Genomic DNA, 21,413 nt, shown 5'->3' on the forward strand with positions numbered 1-21,413 from the left:
CTTTATTTTACCGATTCTTTATGCAAATGTCAATCATAAAGTATGAAATTGATGTGAATTAACGGCAGGACGGGTTGACTTTTGATTCGTTTTTCTATAAAGTAATTTAAATAAGAATAAGAAAAATGGAAGATAACATAGAAAAGGAGAGAAACGGTCATGAATAAAGTGTTTGTATTTTTAGCAGATGGATTTGAGGAAATTGAAGGACTGACTGTAGTTGATCTTCTGCGTCGCGCGGATATTGAAACGAGAACGGTATCCATTGGCGATTCTAAAAAAATTACCGGCTCCCATCGTATTGAAATAGAAGCTGATATGATGTTTCATGAAGTCCTGGAACCGGAAGGAGCGATGTATGTACTGCCGGGAGGCATGCCGGGAACCCTTCATTTAAAAGAGCATAAAGGGTTGGGGGATTTGCTGAAGAGAGCGTATCGGGACGAAAAATATCTGGCAGCAATTTGTGCGGCTCCGACAGTTTTTGAGAAATATGGAATTTTAAAGGGCAAAAGGGCAACTTCTTATCCGGCAATGGAGAAAGAATTAGCATCGGCGGATTATCAGACAGAAAATGTTGTTGTGGATGGCAAGATTATTACAAGCCGGGGATTGGGAACTGCCATTGAATTTGCTGCAAAATTGGTAGAGATTTTAAGAGGCACAAAAGAAAAAGAAGAATTATTGAAAAGTATTGTGTACGGAGATTGATGAGATGGAAAAGATAGAAAAGATTGGCTGGTTGGAGCAGCTGAAAATTGCCTGTTTAAAGCCCGGACAGTATCGGCGTCTGCTGGAGGTGGCAAAAGGGAGGGTTGTTGCGTTTTTCACGGTCATTACACTGATTACGACGATTCTAGGATTTGGTTTGGATGTACTTGGTTTTGGAATCAGTGTTGGCGGGGCAAAAAACTTTATTCTCCATCGTCTTCCGGCGTTTGAATTAAAACAGGGAGAGCTTCATGTGGACCAGCAGATGGATTTTACCTTCGCGGGAATTCATTTTCTTGCAAATACAAAGGAAGATAAGGTTTCGATGGATGATCTGAGTCAGCAGTATTCGATCGAAATTGCTTTTGCAAAAGATGAGATGATTTTGAAAAATACAGCAGTGGGGCAAGTTGTAAACAGAATTCCGTTTTCCACAATGAAGAATGTTGAATTTGATAATCAGGCGATGACAGCTTTGATTCCGGTGATATATGCAATGATCGGATTTCTGTTTTTGGCACAATGGGCAGTCAATGTGGTTTCCTATTTGTCAATTTGCGTGTTCATATCAATGCTGGTTTATTTCAATCAAAAAACAAGATTGGATCAAACGGAGAAGGAGAGGGAAAATATTTCTTTCGGAAAGATTTTTAAACTTTCCATCTATGCAAGAGTGATCTTTCAGTTGATTGAGACCATTGGAATCACGGTGGGAGCTGCGATGTTTTCAGGAATGGTGTGGATGTTCATTTCTTATTTCGGCAGCTATGAATTGCTGTTAATGGGAGTGATGAAACCTCAGAAAAAAGCGCCGTCCGATCCAATGTTTTAAATCGTTTGCTGAATTTTGTGGGGAGATGAAAAGCTTTTACAGTTTAACTTCTGTTAGAATAAAGAGAAAGGCCGCGGATCAAATGTCCGCGGCTTCTCTAATGTCATATGTAGTTTTTGTCAGAACTTTGTTGTCTTCTATGCAAGTCGGTAATTGGTCAAAAACTAGTCGTCCCAGTCAGTCAATGATCAAGTCAAAAGTGAGTCTGCAGGATGTCTGCTATTCTGTCAAAAACTTGTCAAGAACTTGTCAGTAAAAATGTTTTAAGGAAACTTTATTTGCTCAATCTGGGCAAATAAAAAAAGACGCACCAATCGCTTTTATTGGAACGTCTTTGTTCTTAACAAGTTTTATTATACTCTGCAAAAAGGGATTGTCAATAAAAAGAAAAAAATTTAATGTATGTTTTTTGATACAATAAGAAAAATGTGTCTTGGACAGTTGTTTTTCGATATAGTGAAGATGAAAAACGATATCTGCAGGGCATGCGCAAATTCACAGTTTTAGCGGCTGGACGAGCTTCGCTCTATAAGGTATAATGAACTGATTGAGGGAAGCTGGTTTTGCACGAAGCGATTGAAATTCCAAGCGCCCCGGATGGAATCGTTGAGGAGATAAAGAATGAAGAAATATAAAGTTGTAATATTGGCGGTTTTGGCAACCTTTTTATGGGGCAGTGCTTATCCGGCAATTAAAGTAGGGTATGAGATTTTTTCAATTGCAGCCGGTGATCTCGGAAGCAAATTTTTATTTGCGGGGATACGGTTCACAATGGCAGGACTGATGGTTTTAGGTTTTACGGCGGTGACGGATCGAACAGCTGTGATAGCTCCGGCTCAAATGTGGGGACGGCTTGTGTGTCTCGGAATTTTGCAGACAACCATTCAATATATTTTCTTTTATATCGGCTTGGCGAACACAACAGGGGCAAAAAGTGCCATTATTAATTCTTTTACGGCTTTTTTTCCAATTTTGCTGGCTCCTTTTTTCTTTCGGGAGGATTCGGTGACAAAAAATAAAATTTTGGGATGTATTTTAGGGCTAGCTGGGATTGTGACGATTCATCTGGACGGAGGAAATTTTGGGGGATTTCATTTGACGGGAGAGGGATTTGCTGTTTTTGCGGCGATGGCTCAAAGCTTGGCTTCTATTTATAGTAAGAAACTTGCCAGATCATTAAGTGTCATGACGATCACTGGATATCAGCTGCTTTTTGGAGGAACCATTTTGATTGCAGCCGGAGGGATCAGCGGAGGATTTTTACCATTGCGTCTGTCGGGAGCACTGCTTTTAATTTATATGGCTTTGTTATCTGCAGTGGCGTTTACCGTATGGACTTACCTGTTATCCCGAAATTCTGTCAGCAGTATTTCAATTTATAATCTTCTAATACCAATTTTCGGAACAATTCTATCAGGAATTTTTCTGGGAGAAGAGATTTGGAATTTGAGATATTTTCTTTCGATTGTCTTGGTCTGCGGTGGAATTGCGATGGTACATATAAGAAGCAAAGATCCCGGAAATGTTAAGGAAGAAAGTGTTTGATATTTTTAGACAATAAAAAGAGCAGATAGGGAATCTGCTCTTTTTGAGGGGAGTATAAATAAATTAATAAGGGGTTATATCAAAGATATGAATATCCTCGATGTAAATATCATAAATGATTCTAAAAAAAAAATCAATGTTTTTTTGGAAAAAAATGAAAAAAAGTTCATACATAGATTGCTTTCTTTTGGTGCAAAATAAAATTGTAACTGAAAGAAAGGAGAATCATTATGGCAAAAAATTGTTCAAGTTCAAAAAACAAAAATCAGTCTTCTAACAATGCAAACAACGCAGGACAAAACAAAACTCAGAATAAGAGTCAGAACAAGAGCCAGAATAAGGCTCAAAACAAAAGCCAGAATTCACGCAATGAATACTAGTTTTTAGCAAAAAAGGGTCTTCAAATGAAAATTTGAAGACTCTTTTTTTGTAATAATAATATAGGAAAGTTTTGACTTTCCTATATTATTATTACAAAAACGCTCCGTGGGATGCACACGATGAGCCAAAGTCCGGGCTTGCCTGAGACCTTGGCGACTGCTTACAATCCCGGAATGTGCCTTTTGGCACTTCCGGTGATTGAATTCATGACTGAAAATTATTTTATAAGAAGTGAAATGATTTTCAGTCGATTGGATAAAGACTGACCCATCGGTTTGTATTGTGAACCTTTTAGAATTTTAGCATATTCTATATAGAAAAAGGGTAGTTTGATGGAATTTGAGAATATTTCGTTAAAGGAAGGGCTGAAACTGGCAAAAGAGAAAGAAAAATATCTTCTAATTGATGTTCGTGAACCGGACCGTTTTAAAAAAGAGCATTTAGACGGCGCAAAGAATTGTCCCTATGGTATCCCAAATCCCTGCGATGATCTTCCAAAGGACAAAAAGATGATTGTTTACTGTGATTTTGGCGGGCAGAGCATGATGGCAGCGAGACATTTGGCAAAAGAAGGATTTCAAGTTTATAATATTGTAGGAGGAGTGTATTATCATTTGAAAGAGTGGGAAGACGGCGGGCTTCGGCAATGATTGGAAGTTGAAGGTTGACGAAAAAAAAGGAAAAAGGTAGAATAGGGAAAGAATAAAACACAAAGGAGAACGATGTGAGGACAGTCGAACTCATTGCTCCATGTCATTTTGGACTGGAAGCAATATTAAAGAGAGAAATATTAGATTTAGGATATGAGATTGCAAAGGTAGAGGATGGGAGAGTCACATTTCGGGCAGATTTTGATGGGATTGCCCGGGCAAATATATTTTTAAGAACGGCAGAGCGAATTTTATTAAAGATCGGTTCTTTTCAGGCAGTGACCTTTGATGAACTGTTTGAAGGAATCAAACATCTTCCATGGGAAGCGTATATTCCAAGAGATGGAAGATTTTGGGTGAAAAAGGCATCCACGGCCAAAAGCAGGTTATTTAGCGGTCCGGATATACAGTCGATTGTGAAAAAGGCGGTCGTGGAGCGTTTAAAAGGAAAATATCATGTTTCCTGGTTTCCGGAAGATGGAAGTGATTATCCGATTCGTGTATTTATTTTAAAGGATCAGGTGACGGTCAGTCTGGATACTACCGGAACGCCGCTGCATAAACGAGGATACCGTAAGCTGGTCAGCGAGGCGCCGATCCGTGAAACTCTGGCAGCCGCGCTGCTGATGCTGACTCCGTGGAACAAAGACCGAATTTTGGTGGATCCATTTTGCGGAAGCGGAACATTCTTAATTGAAGCAGCAATGATGGGAATGAACATTGCTCCGGGGATGAATCGATCCTTTGAGTCAGAAAACTGGGTGCAGTTTTTACCGAAAAAGGTATGGTATGAGGCTGCGGATGAGGCAAATGACCTGGTGAATTATGATGTGGATATGGATCTTCAGGGGTATGACAAAGATTCTAAAATGCTAAAGATTGCGCGGCAAAATGCAAAGGATGCAGAAGTTGAGCATTTGATTCATTTTCAGCAGCGGGAAGTCAAGGATTTAAGTCACAGCAAACCATATGGATTTATTATAGCCAACCCGCCGTATGGAGAGCGTCTGGAAGATCAGGAGACGCTGCCCGGATTATATCGGGAAATGCGGCAGGCATTTGACCGCTTGGACACATGGTCCAAGTATGTGATTACATCCTATGCGGATACGGAGAAGTATTTGGGAAAACCAACAAAGAGACGCAAGGTATACAATGGTATGATTCGGGGAGAATTTTATCAATATCTTGGACCAAAACCACCGAGGAGGAATATAAAATGAAGCAGAGACTGATATTTGCCACGGGAAACCAAGATAAAATGCGGGAAATCCGAGAAATTTTGGGGGAAGAGGAATTTGAAATTTTATCCATGAAGGAAGCCGGCATTGATATGGAGATTGTGGAGGATGGCACAACGTTTGAGGAAAACGCACGTATTAAAGCGAAAGCTGTGATGAAGGTGTCAGGGGCTTTGACGATTGCAGACGATTCCGGATTGGAAATTGATGCTTTTGGAGGAGAACCTGGAATTTATTCTGCAAGGTATCTGGGGAAACATACGTCTTATGTGGAAAAAAATCAAGTGATTTTGGAAAAAATGAGGGGGATTCCTGAAGAAAAAAGAACGGCAAGATTTGTCTGTGCCATCGCAGCGGCATTTCCTAATGGACAAACCCTTACGACTCGTGGTACTATGGAAGGGATTATAGGATATGAAGCAAAGGGGGAAAACGGGTTCGGATATGATCCGATCTTTTATCTCCCACAGCTTAAAAAATATAGCGCAGAGCTTAGCAGTGATGAAAAAAACAGTTTAAGCCACCGCGGAAAGGCACTGCGAAAAATGAAGGAAATTCTTTAAGGAGATAATTATGAGAATATTGGTGATCAGTGATTCTCACGGACGCAATGACGATATCAAAGGTGTTCTGGAACAGGTGGGTGATATTGATATGATGATTCATTGCGGGGACGTAGAGCGCGGAGATTCTTACATACGTGAAATAGCAGGTTGTCCGGTTGTTATGGTTGCAGGAAATAATGATTACTATTTGGATCTGCCCAGCGAGCAGGAGATACGGATTGGAGATTATAGAGTAATGGTGACTCACGGTCATAATTATTATGTGAATTCCGGTGTGGATTATTTAAGGGAACATGCTCTGGAATATGGATATGATGTGGTAATGTACGGACATACCCACGTACCATTTATTGAAATAGGAGAAGATGTTACAATTCTGAATCCGGGAAGTATCTCCTATCCCCGTCAGGCCGGAAGAAAACCAACCTTCCTGATGATGGAAATTGATGATGAGGGAGAGGCTCATTATGCCCATGGATATTATAGAGAGCAGTTTGGGGAATTATTATTGTAAGAGAAGCGATGGAAATATGGATATGGGTATTTCCATCGCTTTTTATGATGTAGGAAAGTTTTCACTTTCCTACATCATAAAAAGCTTTGCGAGATGCACACGATGTGCATATGAAAAATATGTTGGAAGAAAGGGATGAATGATGAAGAAAAAGGATATTATAGAAGGAAAAATTATAAAGACGGAATTTCCCAATAAGGGTACATTTTTGTATGAAGATGAAAAAGTTACAGTGAAGGGTGTGATTCCGGGACAAACCGTACGGGGGCAGATCACAAAGAAACGAAAAAGTGGCTGTGTTATCCGGCTGATGGAAGTTTTAGAAAAATCTCCATTGGAAGACGCCGTTCCTGCATGCCCGCATTTTGGGACCTGCGGAGGATGTTTTTATCAGACGGTTTCTTATGAAAATCAGCTAAAGGTGAAAGAAGGACAAGTTCGTGATTTGCTGAAGGAGTATATAACCGATGAAATTTGGGAGGGAATCAAAGGCAGTCCAAAAGCCTGGGCTTACCGAAATAAAATGGAATTTTCTTTTGGGGATGAGGTAAAAGATGGTCCTCTTGCGCTGGGAATGCATAAGAAGAACACATTTCATGATATTGTAAACATTACAGACTGTAAAATTGTGGACCAGGATTATAATTCCATTGTAAAATGTGTATTAGATGTGACACAGAAGATGGATCAGCCGTTTTATCATAAGATGCGTCATGAAGGCTTTTGGCGTCATTTGGTTGTGCGAAGATCGGAGTATTCCGGGAATCTTTTGATCAATCTTGTAACGACTTCTCAGGCAGAGGTGGATTTACAGCCTGTGGCAGACGCCCTTTTGCATCTTTCATGTGGTGGAAAGATTGTGGGGATTTTGCATACAATTAATGATCGTTTGGCGGATGCAGTGCAGGCAGATTCTATCAAGATTTTGTATGGACAGGATTATTTTTATGAAGAAATTCTCGGATTAAAATTTAAGATTTCTCCATTTTCATTTTTTCAGACCAATTCTTTGGGCGCGGAAGTCCTATATGAGACTGCCCGTGAGTTTGTGGGAGATACCAAAGACAAAGTTATTTTCGATCTGTACAGCGGCACAGGAACGATTGCACAGATGTTGGCACCGGTTGCCCAAAAGGTCGTGGGAGTAGAAATTGTGGAGGAAGCGGTAGAGGCAGCAAAGGAAAATGCGACGTTGAACGGACTGAATAACTGTGAATTTATTGCCGGAGATGTACTGAAAATTGTGGATGAATTGAAAGATAAACCGGATTTTATTGTTTTGGATCCGCCGAGAGACGGAATTCATCCAAAGGCAATTCAGAAAATTATTGATTTTGGAGTGGAAAAAATGGTTTATATCAGTTGTAAGCCAACCAGTCTGGCAAGAGATTTAGAAGTGTTCCGGGCAGCAGGATATCAAGTGGAAAGAGGAAAATGCGTGGATATGTTTCCGAATACGGGGCATGTGGAGACGGTTGTTCTTTTGTCCCAACAAAAACCAGATGACACGATAGAGATCGACTTAGACCTGGACGAGCTGGATGCCACCAGTGCCGAGTTGAAAGCAACCTATCAGGAAATCAAAGATTATGTGCTGAAAGAATTTGGCTTGAAGGTTTCAAGTTTATATATTTCTCAGGTAAAACGCAAATGTGGAATTGAAGTGGGAGAAAACTATAATCTTCCAAAATCAGAAAATGCAAGAGTTCCGCAATGCCCGAAAGAGAAAGAAGATGCTATCAAGGCTGCCCTGAAATATTATGCGATGATCTAAGGACATCGCTGATTTCAAGGAGGAATAACACATGAAAAGCACATTTGAAAAAATGGGTGGAACCTACACACTTGGCGCAGACGGAATTTACTATCCGAATCTTGTCAGTACAGATGAAGAACCGCATTATGGGAAATATGGAATGATGCGGAAAACATATCTGAAAGAGCATCGTCCGGCAATGTATTCAATGTATATGTTGGAAGACAGACTGACAGAACATCTGAATACTGTGGACGATGAAGCACAGGAGAGAATGGATATTCTGGTGCGTCAGATGATGGAGAGGCAGGGCATTACGGAAGAATTGAAAGCTTGTGACCAGATGGAATGGGTCAGAGCGGTAAATAATGTCTGGAATGCTGCAGAAGAGATTGTGTTGAAAGAATTGATTTACAGGTAAACAAAGGGCTGAACAGGTAGGACGAAAAATCCTATTTGTTCAGCTCTTGTGTTTATAATGGGCAAAGAAGAACCAAATTATAATTCCATATCATACGACCTTTTCTTAGTCCGAGCAGGCTGATTTCGCCGCATCTCCTGTTTCCTCTGATATTCAAGTTCCCAGGCACGATGGGAAAAAACATCAGGATCTTCCACATTGAGATAATCTACCTCATTGGCTGCAATATCACGGCGGTGATAGTCATAATACTTACCAAAAGTACCTTTGAGCTGCTCGATCAGCTTATCCCGGAAAACAGGACGTATCTGGATTCGGGTGTCCAGCAATTCTGTATACTGTTCTGGTTCAGGACGAAATTTTTCTTCCCGGAAAGCGGCGGCATCTTTTTCAAGCTGTTTTTTGAGCGAGATGTCCTGAGAATCCAGGATATCAAGATTGTTATTCATCTGGTCATATTTTTGGGATAGATTCGTCATATCTTTATCGGTAGAGCATTCTGCCTGGAAGATTAGCTGCTTTTTCCTTGATTTCAGTTCTTCGATTTCTTCGGTAATAGTAGTAAGCTGCTGATTTAATTTTATATGCTGGATGGGATTCAAAATACTGGTTTTATCCTTTTGCACATTCAGTTCTTTCCGTTCCGTAACTTTAGCTTTGAGTTTCTTTTTAACTGTGTTGTATTTATTCAGTATTGGATAAAAATGATTCATCCAATCATGAATTACTTCTTTTTGCATCTCATTATGAAGTAAATGATACTGTGTAAAAATCATATGATTGCGGATCGCTTCTAACGTTTCAGCTATTATTGGAATAGACTTTTCTACAGCTTCAGCCAGTTTTGCTACCTTTGCTTTTAATTCTCGGAGCATTTTGTTATCCGCACGAATCTGACGGTTGATTTCACAGCGGTCTGCTATCATGCCTTTCTTTTCCATATTCTGGGCAATGTAGCCTTCATGGATGGTTGGCTGTTCGGTGATTCCCTGATCTGCAAAGCTGCGGTGATCAATGGTAGCATTTATCTGATTACGTGCAAGCATTTTATTTACGGCATCTGCCCAGTTTGCCCGCCAGATGCAAAGTTGTTCATCACTGTTCCATTGTTCGGAAATAGGATTCTGTCTGCCATATCGGCTGCTCTTGGGGTGTTTATCAATCCGTTCATATCCTTTTTCCTGTGCAACAGAGGAAGTCAGATATTCTTTCTTTTTCCCAACTTTATAGCGATATTGCTTTTCCCATCCCTGTTTCTGAGCGGTTTTAAATTCAGAAGCAGTAAATCCTTTTTCTTCTCCATCTTTGATACAGAGATATTCTTTTTCTGTTTTATATTGCCATGTTCCATTTTCATTTAGTGGTCGGACAGTAAGAAGAATGTGTGCATGGGGATTGTGACCATCTGTATCGTGAATGGCAAAATCAGCACACATCCCCATATCTACAAAATTCTTTTTAATAAAATCCTGAAGAAGAGAAATATTGCTGTCTTTATCCAACTCAACAGGGAGTGCGACAACAAATTCTCTTGCCAGTCGGCTGTCTTTGGTCTTTTCGGTTTCTTCCACAGCGTTCCAGAGTTGTTCCCGGTCAATCCATTTGGATGGAGCAATTGGAGGAAGCATCACTTCCTGATAGATTAGCCCATGCTTTCTGGTATAGTCATGCTGGATACCATCATAATCATTGTACATCCGGCTACAACTCATATAAGCAGAAGCAGCAACAGCAGACCGACCAGAACCACGGCTGACGACTTTGGCTTGCATATGATAAATTGCCATATCTAGCACCTCCTTTCGATGTTGCCTGCAACAGCGGATAAAGCCCTCGGCAGAGCGCACGAGCCCCGAAGGGGATACCACTGCCTGATTTATCAGGTGGTGAGTAAGTGCGCCCTTCGGGAGTAGAACTTGTGCGTTTACATTCCCCGTAGCCGGATCATCAGCTCCCGTTTCAGGGAATCTAAATCCATTTCTTTAATATGGGGAACAATACTTTCCAGAATGGCTCCTTCCTGGACTAATCGGTGTGTTCTGGCATCACGTTCTTTTTTCCGGTTTCTTGCTTCGGCTTCTTCCTGGCGGTGTCTTGCCTGTAAAAGTGCTTTTTCTTCCGGTGTCATGATTCTTTTATCTGCCATATCTGGCACCTCCTTTTTATGCCCGTATCCGGGCAGTTTTGGTTTTAAAATCTTTTGGTTTGGTACTATGGTTTTAGATAACTGACAGTGGCATATTTCTGGTAATAAATAATGAGGGAAGAAAGTAGTACCACTGTCAGTGAAAAGTAATTATTGTGTTATACTTCTTCGAGTCAATTCTGGTTCGGAACATGATTGTTCAACAGGATTTTTTTCGCCTGTTTTAAATTAGCTGTTGCATTGTCCTGACGAATATTCCGGTTATTGATACGGACAGGAATACATCTCTCCAGAATACGGTCATAGATTCGTTTGTGTGCGATATCAGAGGCGTTATTCAGTTCTGATAAAGTGAGATTGGTCGTTATGATCAGGGGCTTTTTACTGCGGTAACGGCTGTCGATCACATTGAATACCTGTTCCAGTGCAAAGTCAGAGTTCCGCTCAATTCCGAGATCATCAATAATCAGAAGACTGTAGCGGTTTAAGCTGTTGATGAACTGGTTTTTGCCTTCAAAATGCATTCCGGTAAGGGTATTCAGAATCCGGGAAAAGTTGGTCATCAGTACAGGAACGCCTTTTTCCAGAAGAGCATTGGCAATGCAGCCTGCAAAAAAAGATTTTCCAGTACCGACATCACCCCAGATGAGAAGTCCGGAAGCGTTTGCTTTCATCTCTTCCCAGTTGCTTACATAATTGTGTGCCAGTTTTATTTCTGGATTGATGCCGTTATCCCTGGCAAAAGTGTAGTCATAGAGTGCTTTGTCCTGTAAGCCGCTGGTTTTAAGATGCTCTATTTCCATTTGTTTTTCATGAAGTTTTCTCTGGGCTTCTTCCTGCTCAAAGATTTCCTGCTGGCATTTACAGCGGATGGAAGGAATAAGAACCTTTCCCTGTAATTCATGCCTGCATTGTTTTGGCGTATTGCATTTGGAACAGTAGATCAGGTGGTCTGTTTCGTTAAAATATTCATCAGACTGAAGCTCTCTGTTTGGGGTTATAGCTGTTGGTTTTTCTATAAATTTTGTCATAATGTTTCGTATTCCTCACTTTCGTAATTTCGTTGCCGGGAAGCAGGATGATCCTGTCTTGCCCAACTGATGATGGTAGCTGCGTGGTTCTGATATTGCTTTCCGGTAGAAGCCATATAACCGGATAAGCGTTCAATATAATCCTTCCAGTCAGGGATTGTCTGCCGGATATTTTCCAGCTCTTTCTCTGACAGAAAAACATTTTGAAATTTTCCATAGGGTGAGAGTGGATCCTTACTCCCTCTTATTGCTAAATTGTTCTTTTTTATCTCTTTCTTATTACCAGACAGTTTTCTGTCTGTATCAGGGAAAGAATCCTGTCTGCCAATAGGACAGTTTTCTGTCTGTCTTAGGGAAAGAAATCTGTCTGTATAGTGGATGGTTTCTTTTGGGAGTTTTACATAAATCCGATTAGGCTGTCCGGGTCCCTGCCGTTTTCGGAAGATAAGCTCCTGTTTTTCCAGTACTGCCAGAGCAGTTTTAACAGTCATCTGGCTTTTGTGGAGAACTTCTGCCAGTGCTTCAATCGTAAAGTAAATGAACACATGACCATCTGTATCTGACCAGCCCTCATTTTTCTGGGAAAGCCTTGCCCGGTCGAGCAGGATAATATAAAGCATTTTGGCAGTTTCGTTTATTTCCATGTCCAGAAGGAAACGGGGAAACATCATATAAGATGGCAGGTTGGTGTCTGCTGTCAGAAAGTCAGTCATGTGTTCACCTCCAATCAAAAGGGTTTATTCTCCAAGAAAATCCCAGTCTACATCACTATCTGGCTGTGAATTTTCAGGTGCTGGAAAGGACGCCCTGATTTGGGGCTCCCTTTGCGCCATGCCTGCAGTCAGTCCAGAAAGAAAAAGTGGCAATGCCTGTTTCAGACTGTTTTCCACTGCATCTACAATCTGTTTCACAAAAAGTTCTTCCCGTTCTCTTGTTTCCAGATAAGGATCAGCCTGTGTGCGGTAGTAGCGGTCAAAATAATTTACCAGTGCAAGAGAGATTACCTGACTGTAAGATTTAAAATCCTGCCTGTCCATCGTCTGTAAATATTCCCAGGCTCTCCGCTGCTGTTCTTTGTCCAGATTAAAGCGCAGGTTTGTGTTGCGGATATTGTTCTGCATAGTTTATCCCCTCCTTTTCAGGCTCATATAAGCCAGAGATTCGTAACCTTTGGCAGTGGCGCAGATGTCATCAATGATTGTGACTCGTGATTTGTCATACGTTCCGAAGTTACGGATCAGGCATCCACCGCCGCCAACCACATACAGGCGCATCAGGTCAGGATTGTATTCATATTTGCGGAGCGTGGAAAAAAGTTCTGCCACATACTGTCTGGCAATAGAACTGATACAATCCAGATATGGTGCTGAAATGTCAGCTGTTCCAAACCGCAGAATCTGTTCTACTGTGGATTCTTCAATTTTCACTCCGAATTTGTCCAGAACAGCGTTCTTTGCGGCAATCATGCACTGGTTTACACCAAGTTTTTCTGTCCAGCATCGGCTCTCCTGCGCTTTCTTATTGTTGACATACAGAATGTTCATGGTTCCGTTTCCGATATCTGCAAGGAGATTGGTTCCCTTGAAATTTCCTAGTTGGTTTACGATAGCCGGATACCCCTGTGGGTAAAGGCTGCATCCCACAAAGCGGAGATGATACTCTTTGCCGTTAAAAAGGTAATGGACTTCTGGATTCTGGAGCAGATAGGAACGAAAAGCTTCTCTTTGATTTCTGATCCATGTGAGAGGAAGTCCGGCAGCCAGATGAACATCTGCTTCACGGATGGAAAAGACATTCAGTTCCCTTGCAATAGCCATTAGTGTCAGAAGATAATATTCTTCGTCCATAGCTTTATCCGGGATAAATTCTTTGTGTCCTTCGCCGATCCGGTAGTAAATGCCGTTGTATTCCAGAATATTCCCGGTGAAGATCGGTTCAGTTTCATAGGCTTTGATGCCGGTTGAGGTGACGGTGTTTGCTGTTTTCATATTGCCGTAGCCATGATCTACAGCAATGATTTTTGTGTTTCTGAGTTCTCGCATAAAAATACCTCCGTTTTCGTATTGATTGATTCAGCAGGTCGTACCGGTGTGGTACTGCTTTGCTGTGAGATAAGCATACGAAAATCGGAGGAAAAAGGCATTGAGGGGAAATTGAGCTGGAATTGAGAAAAAGATGCAATATTTTTTGAGTTGAAGTATAATATCAAGTGTTAAGCCAATAGAAATAAAAAACGTTATTGCTAACGTGTATATAAGAACAAAGGAGTGAATTACATGATGTATAATCCACAACTTGATACATTTATCTGCGTTGTAGAAGCTGGAAGCTTTAGTAAAGCGGCAGAAGAATTATATATAAGTGCACCTGCGGTTATTAAACAGATAAATTCTTTGGAAAACAGCTTAAATTTGCAATTATTTGAAAGAACACACAGAGGTCTTATTATTACGGAAGCTGGTAAATCGCTCTATCAGGATGCAAAATATCTGATTCAATATTCAAAAGAATCGTTGATACGGGCGCAGGAAGCAATGAATCATAATGAAGAAATCATTCGTGTTGGAATATCTCCGATGACTCCACCGGAAGTTTTTGTGGAACTTTGGCCTAAGATACAGAAAATATATCCGGAGATAAAATTTAAATTGATTACATTTGAAAATACACCGGAGAATGCAAGAGAGATACTGGCTAATATGGGAAAGAATATTGATGTGATAGCTGGAATTTTTGATGAAACAATGCTTGAACTCAGAGGCTGTGATGGCACTGAGATTTTAAGAGAACCATTTTGTGTGGCGGTGTCAATTCATCACAGGCTGGCAAAAAAAGAAAAAATTACACTTGATGATCTGGCTGGAGAAAATCTTATGCTCATGCAAAGAGGATGGAGTTATTATGGCGATATGCTAAGGGATGATATGATGAAAAATCATCCTGAAATCAATATTGTAGACTTTAATCTGTACAATGTAGAAGCATTTAACCGATGCGAAAACAATAATGAGGTATTACTGGCATTTAAGAGTTGGGAAAGTGTTCATCCACTGATCAGAATCATTCCGGTAGAATGGGATTATAAGATGCCATTTGGAATCCTTCATTCAAAAACACCATCTGCAAAGGTGAAACGATTAATCAAGGCTATTAACAAGGTAAAATAAAAATTGAATACATGCGAGTAGAAACCTAAAGGTTAATACTGAATAACAAAACGAGACTTCTAATGGAGTCTCGTTTTGTTATACTTTAGCTGAAGTGAAAATGGAGGATACTATATGCAGATAAAGAGGATAGCTCTTGGAGGAATCATTATGACTGTTATCATGCTCAGTGGGTGTAGCACAACAGAGCAGAACCTGGCAATCGGGGAAGAAAAAACGCTGGAAACAGGAAAAATAGAGCAAGAGAGCGTGACAGAGAAGGATATCAATATGAATGAAAAAGAAAGTTTTAATGCAGAAAGTAATATAAATGATGTTATCCATGATTCAGCTTTCGATGATTATGGCAGACTCATATTTCCGATAGATATGGAAATAAAGGACAATCTGAAATTAAAAGATGTCAGCTCTATTTTGCCGTGGTACAGCGAAGTAAACACCGATAAAACAGTAGAAATTGTGAATTATATGAAAAATCAGGCAATGAATGGTGAGAAGATTTTTTATCCAATATACAGTGAAGAAGAAATGCAGGAAGACCCAGATAAAAAGGATACAGGTTTATTTTTCTTTCGGGGAAATGCAGGATCAAAAACAGCGATTATCAATGCAGGAGGAGGCTTTGTATATGTAGCCGGAATACATGACAGCTTTCCTCATGCGTTAGAATTGTCAAAGAAAGGCCATAATGCATTTGCTCTTATTTATCGTCCGGGAGCACAGACTGCCTGTGAGGATCTTGCCAGAGCAATTGCATTTTTACATGAAAATGCAGAGCAATTACAGATTGATATGACAGATTATTCTCTCTGGGGCGGCTCTGCGGGAGCGAGGATGGCGGCCTGGCTTGGTTCCTATGGAACAGCATATTTTGGAGAAAAAGATTACCCGGCACCGGCTGCGGTGATTATGCAGTATACAGGACTTTCCCAGGTAACAGGAATGGAACCGCCAATTTATGCCTGTGTCGGAACAAGTGACGGAATTGCATCGTACAGAAGTATGGAAAGTTATATTTCCCAGATACAGCAAAATGGAACGAATACAAAAATAGAAGTATTTAAAGGCCTGTCTCATGGTTTTGGACTGGGAGAAGGAACAGTAGCAGAAGGCTGGATCGATCATGCGGTATCTTTCTGGGAAGAAAATATGAGTGCGTCATATAAGAGGTAGAATATGAAAAATAAGCGATTTACAGTAAAAATATTGATAGATATAGGAATGACAATATGTTTGCTTCTTCTTATGCCGTATAGTCTCCTCAGCGAGACGGCACATGAGTGGATTGGTATGGTGATGCTTTTACTTTTTATCTTACATCACATATTGAATCATAAATGGCTGACATCTATAAGTAAAGGAAAATATAATGCATTCAGGATTACTCAGACGGTATTGGTTATCATGATGTTTATTCTTATGATGGGGTCTATGATAAGTGGAATATTGTTATCAAATCATATATTTAAATGGATAGAGATTTCCGGATCATATATGACAGCCAGACAGATACATATGTTTTGTGCATACTGGGGACTGGTAGTGATGTCACTACATCTTGGACTCCATTGGAATATCGTGGTAGTAATGGCAGGACGATTATGGAAAAATTCATCCATTATCAGAAAATGGATGGTGAGAACTGTTGCAGCTGTAATTGCAGGTTATGGTCTGTATGCATTTTACAGGAGACAGATAGGAGACTATCTGCTTATGAAGGTGCACTTTGTATTTTATGATTATGAGGAGGGGGTGTTTCCTTTCCTCATAGATTATCTGGCGGTAATGATATTGATAGCATTTATTGGATATTATGGTGGCTTGCTGCTCAAGAAAACAAGTAAGAGAAAACCAAAAAGTTAAGACTGAAAGAGGTGACGTATTATGGTAAATAAAAGATTAGTATTCACAGTGACTGGTATGATTATTTTTGTTGCGGTGATTCTTGGATATGTCCATTTCTCAAAAATCAGCAGGAATGAAAAGAAGGTGAATCAGCAGACCATGAGCCAAACACAGACTATACAACAGGCAGATACGGAAACAGAAAAAGAAGAAGTAAATGCATCAGGCGATGAATTGGAAAATGTTACGGCAGGAAGCGAGGAATACAGGGGATTTCTTCTGGATAATGTTTTACATTCTCCAAATAAAGGGGACATTCATTACAACGTATATATCCCAGATTCTTACGATGGGACAAAGAAATATGCATTGTATGTAACATTGCCTGGTTATCAGGGACTGTATTTTCAGGGGGTGGGAGAAAATATCCGGACAGAAGATTTTGGCTTTGAGGCACAGAAGTATATCAACGATATGATTATTGTAGCTCCACAGTTAAATGACTGGGAACAGACATCAGTAGATCAGACAATTGAGCTGACACAGTATTTTCTGACGCATTACAAGATTAATTCATCAAAAGTATATATTAATGGTTATTCCGGAGGAGGAGAAACCCTGTCACTGGTATTGGCAAAGCAGCCGGAATTATATACAGCGGCACTTATGTGCAGTTCTCAGTGGGATGGTGCATATGAGCCGGTTGTGGAGACGAAAACGCCGGTATATTTTGTGATTGGCGAAAGCGACGAATACTATGGATCAGAACCTTTTAAAGAGGCATACCAGCAGATACATGAGCTTTACAAAGAACAGGGATTATCGGAATCAGAGATTGATAAACTGGTGGTACTGGATGTAAAAGATAAAGATTACTTTGAAGGAACACCGGTCACTTATCAGCATGGTGGTGGCTATCTGTTTTGTCGTGACAAAGAAATTATGGGATGGCTGTTCAATCATTGAAAATGAGAATAAACCGAAAGGTTAAGACTGAAAAACTTATCGAAACTTCTCAAAGGAATCTATCAGTCTTATAGTATGAATGTAAGATGAATGAAAGAAAACAAGGAGGATACGAGAATGGAATATGTTTCATTAAATAATGGTGTAAAAATGCCAATACTCGGATATGGCGTATATCAGGTAACAAAAGATGAATGTGAAAGATGTGTGCTTGATGCTTTAAAAGTTGGATACCGGGCGATTGATACAGCACAGAGTTATTTTAATGAGGAAGAGGTTGGAAATGCAATCCAGAAGTCAGGCATTCCAAGAGAAGAAATCTTCCTTACCACAAAGGTATGGATTGAACATTATGGATATGAAGAAGCAAAGAAATCAGTTCTTGAATCTATGAAAAAGTTAAAGACAGATTATCTGGATCTGGTATTGCTTCACCAGCCATTTTCAGATGCTTACGGTGCTTATCATGCATTGGAAGATCTGTACGATGAGGGAAAAATCAGAGCAATCGGAATTTCCAACTTTTATGTAGATAGAATGGTTGATTTTGCATCTTTTAACCGTATCAAACCTATGGTAAATCAGGTGGAAACACATATCTTCAATCAGCAGAAAGAGATGAAGGAATGGGCAGACAAATATGATATCCGGTTAGAAGCATGGGCACCATTTGGCGAGGGCAGAGGAGGCACCTTTGAGAATCCTGTCATTGCAGAGATTGCAGAAAAATATCAGAAGACTCCGGCACAGGTTATGCTTCGCTGGCATATTCAGAGAGGGGTAGTGGTTATTCCGAAATCAACACACATTGAGAGAATGGAAGAAAACTTTAATGTTTTTGATTTCACACTTTCTGATGAAGATATGAAGACTATTGCAGAACTGGACAAGAAGACAAGCTCCTTCTTCTCGCATCAGGATCCGAATATGGTGGAATGGTTCGTGAAGATGGTTGAGGAAAGAAAAAAGAATAATGACAGTTCAAAAGAAAAAAGGAACTGGTAAGCGTAAGAGGAAAAATCAATGAAAGTATTACTTGTCAATGGCAGTCCACACAAAAATGGCTGTACTTATACAGCTCTTTGTGAAGTATCCAGTGCATTAAATGAAAATGGCATAAGTACAGATATTTTTTGGATTGGAAACAAGCCGATTTCAGGATGTATTGCCTGCAGAAAATGTCAGGAAAAAAATAAATGCATCCTGGATGATATCGTGAATGAATTTCTGGAAATAGCAGGGGATTATGACGGATTCGTATTTGGAACTCCGGTACACTGGGGTGGTGCAGGCGGGGCAATCACATCCTTTATGGACAGAGTCTTTTATGCCGATTTAAACGGTGGCGGCGACAGATTCCGCCTGAAACCTGCCGCTGTGGTAATTTCAGCAAGAAGGGCCGGAACAACGGCCACATGGGATCAGGTAAATAAATATTTTGGTCTGATGCAGATGCCGATTATCACATCGAGATATTGGAATATGGTACATGGGACGAATCCGGATGAAGTAAAACAGGATCTCGAAGGAATGCAGGTTATGCAGATCCTTGGAAACAATATGGCATATTTCATTAACTGTAAAAATGTTGCGACAAAAATGGGAATTGAAATGCCAAAGGCACCGGATTTTGTATTTACCAATTTCATCCGATAGAAATTAGCGTGACAAACATTTTATACGACAGGAGGTGACCTTAGAATGAAAACAAAGAAAATAGCAGCAGTACTCTTAACATGCATCGTGGCAATCGGTTTGATGGCAGGATGTGGAGCAAGCAATACCAACCAGTCTGCTTCTAATAATGACAGCCAGTCTACAAGTACAAACCAGTCTGGAAATGAAGAAGCGGATACAAATTCCGAAAACACTACAGATACAACAGAAAATACATCAACAGGAAATGGAAAAACATTGGTTGTATATTATTCAGCTTCAGGAAATACAAAAGATGTTGCTGAAAAGATAGCAAAAATTACAGAGGCAGATCTGTTTGAAATAGAGCCTGTGGAGCCATATACAGATGATGACCTTGACTGGACAGATGATGACAGCCGGGTGTCAAGAGAACATGATGATGAGAGCTTAAGAGATGTGGAACTGGTATCTACAACAGTTGATAACTGGGATTCATATGATACGGTATACATTGGCTATCCTATCTGGTGGGGAATTGCAGCATGGCCAGTAGATAACTTTGTAAAAGAGAATGACTTTACAGGAAAAACAGTCATCCCATTCTGTACAGCAGCGACCTCGGGAATCGGTGACAGCGGTAATCTTCTGGAAGAGATGACAGGAACAGGTGACTGGAAAGAAGGGGAACGATTCCATGGTGGAGCGGCTGAATCAGATATCAGTTCATGGATAGACAGTCTTGGATTATAAAAGAATATAAAAATATTTGGAGGAATCATAATGAGTTTTAATTTTTCAGTACCAACAAATGCACTATTCGGATCTGGAAAACTTGGAGAACTACATACACAGATCAATACACCAATGGGAGCAGTACATGGTCAGAAAGCATTGGTTGTTATTTCCAATGGTAAATCTACTCGCGTAAATGGATATTTAGACAGGCTTGAAAATGAATTAAAGCAAAGCCATGTGGAGTATGTGATTTTTGATAAGATTGGCTCCAATCCTACGAAACCAGTTGTAGAAGAAGGCGGAAGATTTGCAAAAGAAAATGGGTGCGATTTTATCGTTGCTTTAGGTGGTGGAAGTGTTATGGATGCATCAAAAGCAATCGGTATTATGGCAACCAATGAAAGCGATGATCTGTGGGACTATGTAATGTTTGGAACAGGAAAGAAACAGTGGCCACCAATGCCATCCCTTCCGATTGTTGCCATCACTACAACTGCCGGAACAGGATCAGAAACTGATGGAGGTGGTGTGATTACCAACCCTGAAACTCAGGAGAAAACAGGAGTATTCGGTACAGGTACGATGCCGGTTCTTGCAATTGTTGATCCGGAATTAATGACAAGTGTTCCGTCAGCATTCAAGGCTTATCAGGGATTTGATGCTTTATTCCACTCTACAGAAGGATATATTTCTGCAAATAGAAATGAATTCAGCAAAATGGTTGCAGCAGAGGCGATTAAGAATGTAAGCCGTAATCTTGTTACATCAATCCGTGAACCTGAAAATATTGAGGCAATGAGCAATGTTGCGTTCGGAAGTTATCTGTCAGGCATTCAGATGACAGTCGGAACGTGCGTCAGCGCACATCCTCTTGAGCATGCGCTTTCTGCGTATCATGAGAAACTTCCGCATGGTGCCGGTCTGATTATGATCTCAAAAGCATTTTACAGCTTTTTTATCAATAAACATGTCTGCGATGATCGTTTCATTGAAATGGCAAAACTGATGGGAATGGAAGATGCAAGTAAGCCAGAAGACTTTATTACTATGCTTGTAAAATTACAGGAAGATTGTAATGTGGCAGAACTGAAAATGTCTGATTACGGAATCACACCGGAAGAATTCCCGAAAATGGCAGAGAATGCAAGGGCTACACTTGGAATCAACTTTGAAAATGATATGTACAAGCTTACGAATGAAGATTGTGTTACAATTTATCAGGAATCTTATAAGTAATAACCTTTAGGTTTAAACTGCCTAACAAAGAG

General features: G+C 40.2%; 24 protein-coding genes. 18 read left to right on the plus strand and 6 right to left on the minus strand.

Going from position 1 to position 21,413, the window contains the following annotated elements:
* The first annotated feature begins 159 nt into the window (after positions 1-159).
* The 10 genes from AC27EF_RS08350 to AC27EF_RS08395 all read left to right on the plus strand — a co-directional run bounded on the left by AC27EF_RS08350 (position 160) and on the right by AC27EF_RS08395 (position 8,617).
* Positions 160-711 (plus strand): DJ-1 family glyoxalase III, encoded by a 552-nt coding sequence (locus AC27EF_RS08350; RefSeq protein WP_487110251.1) that lies wholly within the window; start codon positions 160-162, stop codon positions 709-711.
* A gap of 4 nt (positions 712-715) precedes the next feature.
* Positions 716-1,543 carry a DUF1189 family protein gene (locus AC27EF_RS08355; protein ID WP_487110253.1) on the plus strand — a complete coding sequence of 276 codons (828 nt, stop codon included), beginning with the start codon at positions 716-718 and terminating at the stop codon, positions 1,541-1,543.
* 621 nt (positions 1,544-2,164) lie between these two features.
* The gene (locus AC27EF_RS08360; protein WP_487110255.1) at positions 2,165-3,088 is read left to right on the plus strand and encodes a DMT family transporter; all 924 of its coding nucleotides are present in this window, start codon (positions 2,165-2,167) and stop codon (positions 3,086-3,088) included.
* A gap of 230 nt (positions 3,089-3,318) precedes the next feature.
* Positions 3,319-3,468, plus strand: a complete 150-nt coding sequence (locus AC27EF_RS08365) for a hypothetical protein (protein WP_487110257.1) — start codon at positions 3,319-3,321, stop codon at positions 3,466-3,468.
* Between the two features lie 333 nt (positions 3,469-3,801).
* Positions 3,802-4,119: a rhodanese-like domain-containing protein gene (locus tag AC27EF_RS08370; RefSeq protein WP_487110260.1), complete on the plus strand. Its 318-nt coding sequence runs from the start codon at positions 3,802-3,804 to the stop codon at positions 4,117-4,119.
* Positions 4,120-4,193: 74 nt separating this feature from the next.
* On the plus strand, positions 4,194-5,342 hold the full coding sequence (locus AC27EF_RS08375) for a THUMP domain-containing class I SAM-dependent RNA methyltransferase (protein ID WP_487110262.1): 1,149 nt from the start codon (positions 4,194-4,196) through the stop codon (positions 5,340-5,342).
* A complete protein-coding gene (locus tag AC27EF_RS08380; protein WP_487110264.1) occupies positions 5,339-5,923 on the plus strand; it encodes an XTP/dITP diphosphatase in 585 nt (194 codons plus the stop codon). Before AC27EF_RS08375 ends, AC27EF_RS08380 begins: the two co-directional genes overlap by 4 nt.
* A gap of 10 nt (positions 5,924-5,933) precedes the next feature.
* Complete coding sequence (locus AC27EF_RS08385) at positions 5,934-6,440, plus strand: metallophosphoesterase (protein WP_487110266.1); 507 nt, start codon at positions 5,934-5,936, stop codon at positions 6,438-6,440.
* 142 nt (positions 6,441-6,582) lie between these two features.
* The gene (gene rlmD, locus AC27EF_RS08390; RefSeq protein ID WP_487110312.1) at positions 6,583-8,214 is read left to right on the plus strand and encodes a 23S rRNA (uracil(1939)-C(5))-methyltransferase RlmD; all 1,632 of its coding nucleotides are present in this window, start codon (positions 6,583-6,585) and stop codon (positions 8,212-8,214) included.
* A 31-nt stretch (positions 8,215-8,245) separates the two neighbouring features.
* Positions 8,246-8,617, plus strand: a complete 372-nt coding sequence (locus AC27EF_RS08395) for a TnpV protein (protein ID WP_487110267.1) — start codon at positions 8,246-8,248, stop codon at positions 8,615-8,617.
* 77 nt (positions 8,618-8,694) lie between these two features.
* Here the strand turns inward: AC27EF_RS08395 and mobQ are convergent, their stop codons facing one another.
* The 6 genes from mobQ to AC27EF_RS08425 all read right to left on the minus strand — a co-directional run bounded on the left by mobQ (position 8,695) and on the right by AC27EF_RS08425 (position 13,836).
* Positions 8,695-10,404: a MobQ family relaxase gene (gene mobQ, locus AC27EF_RS08400; protein WP_487110269.1), complete on the minus strand. Its 1,710-nt coding sequence runs from the start codon at positions 10,402-10,404 to the stop codon at positions 8,695-8,697.
* Between the two features lie 137 nt (positions 10,405-10,541).
* Positions 10,542-10,763, minus strand: a complete 222-nt coding sequence (locus AC27EF_RS08405; protein ID WP_005362330.1) for a DUF3847 domain-containing protein — start codon at positions 10,761-10,763, stop codon at positions 10,542-10,544.
* A gap of 173 nt (positions 10,764-10,936) precedes the next feature.
* A complete protein-coding gene (locus tag AC27EF_RS08410) occupies positions 10,937-11,794 on the minus strand; it encodes an ATP-binding protein (RefSeq protein WP_487110271.1) in 858 nt (285 codons plus the stop codon).
* Positions 11,791-12,507: a replication initiator protein A gene (locus AC27EF_RS08415; RefSeq protein ID WP_226815567.1), complete on the minus strand. Its 717-nt coding sequence runs from the start codon at positions 12,505-12,507 to the stop codon at positions 11,791-11,793. The genes AC27EF_RS08410 and AC27EF_RS08415 overlap by 4 nt, the downstream gene beginning before the upstream one ends.
* Positions 12,508-12,531: 24 nt before the next feature.
* On the minus strand, positions 12,532-12,915 hold the full coding sequence (locus AC27EF_RS08420) for an adenylate cyclase (RefSeq protein ID WP_487110273.1): 384 nt from the start codon (positions 12,913-12,915) through the stop codon (positions 12,532-12,534).
* 3 nt (positions 12,916-12,918) lie between these two features.
* Entirely contained in the window at positions 12,919-13,836 is a 918-nt protein-coding gene (locus AC27EF_RS08425) for a ParM/StbA family protein (protein ID WP_226815565.1), read from the minus strand.
* Between the two features lie 234 nt (positions 13,837-14,070).
* Here AC27EF_RS08425 and AC27EF_RS08430 point away from each other — a divergent pair, with 234 nt between their 5' ends.
* The 8 genes from AC27EF_RS08430 (at position 14,071) to AC27EF_RS08465 (ending at position 21,381) form a co-directional block, all read left to right on the plus strand.
* On the plus strand, positions 14,071-14,961 hold the full coding sequence (locus AC27EF_RS08430) for a LysR family transcriptional regulator (RefSeq protein WP_215634678.1): 891 nt from the start codon (positions 14,071-14,073) through the stop codon (positions 14,959-14,961).
* A 114-nt stretch (positions 14,962-15,075) separates the two neighbouring features.
* Entirely contained in the window at positions 15,076-16,134 is a 1,059-nt protein-coding gene (locus AC27EF_RS08435) for an alpha/beta hydrolase (protein WP_487110276.1), read from the plus strand.
* A gap of 3 nt (positions 16,135-16,137) precedes the next feature.
* Positions 16,138-16,824, plus strand: a complete 687-nt coding sequence (locus AC27EF_RS08440) for a DUF4405 domain-containing protein (RefSeq protein ID WP_215634680.1) — start codon at positions 16,138-16,140, stop codon at positions 16,822-16,824.
* Positions 16,825-16,845: 21 nt separating this feature from the next.
* Positions 16,846-17,772: a prolyl oligopeptidase family serine peptidase gene (locus tag AC27EF_RS08445; RefSeq protein ID WP_215634681.1), complete on the plus strand. Its 927-nt coding sequence runs from the start codon at positions 16,846-16,848 to the stop codon at positions 17,770-17,772.
* Positions 17,773-17,889: 117 nt separating this feature from the next.
* On the plus strand, positions 17,890-18,777 hold the full coding sequence (locus AC27EF_RS08450; protein ID WP_215634682.1) for an aldo/keto reductase: 888 nt from the start codon (positions 17,890-17,892) through the stop codon (positions 18,775-18,777).
* 18 nt (positions 18,778-18,795) lie between these two features.
* The gene (locus AC27EF_RS08455) at positions 18,796-19,428 is read left to right on the plus strand and encodes a flavodoxin family protein (protein WP_006427000.1); all 633 of its coding nucleotides are present in this window, start codon (positions 18,796-18,798) and stop codon (positions 19,426-19,428) included.
* 45 nt (positions 19,429-19,473) lie between these two features.
* Positions 19,474-20,160 (plus strand): flavodoxin, encoded by a 687-nt coding sequence (locus AC27EF_RS08460; protein WP_487110279.1) that lies wholly within the window; start codon positions 19,474-19,476, stop codon positions 20,158-20,160.
* Between the two features lie 30 nt (positions 20,161-20,190).
* On the plus strand, positions 20,191-21,381 hold the full coding sequence (locus AC27EF_RS08465) for an iron-containing alcohol dehydrogenase (RefSeq protein ID WP_215634580.1): 1,191 nt from the start codon (positions 20,191-20,193) through the stop codon (positions 21,379-21,381).
* Positions 21,382-21,413: the final 32 nt, after the last annotated feature.

It is taken from the genome of Anaerostipes stercorihominis (assembly GCF_057535655.1).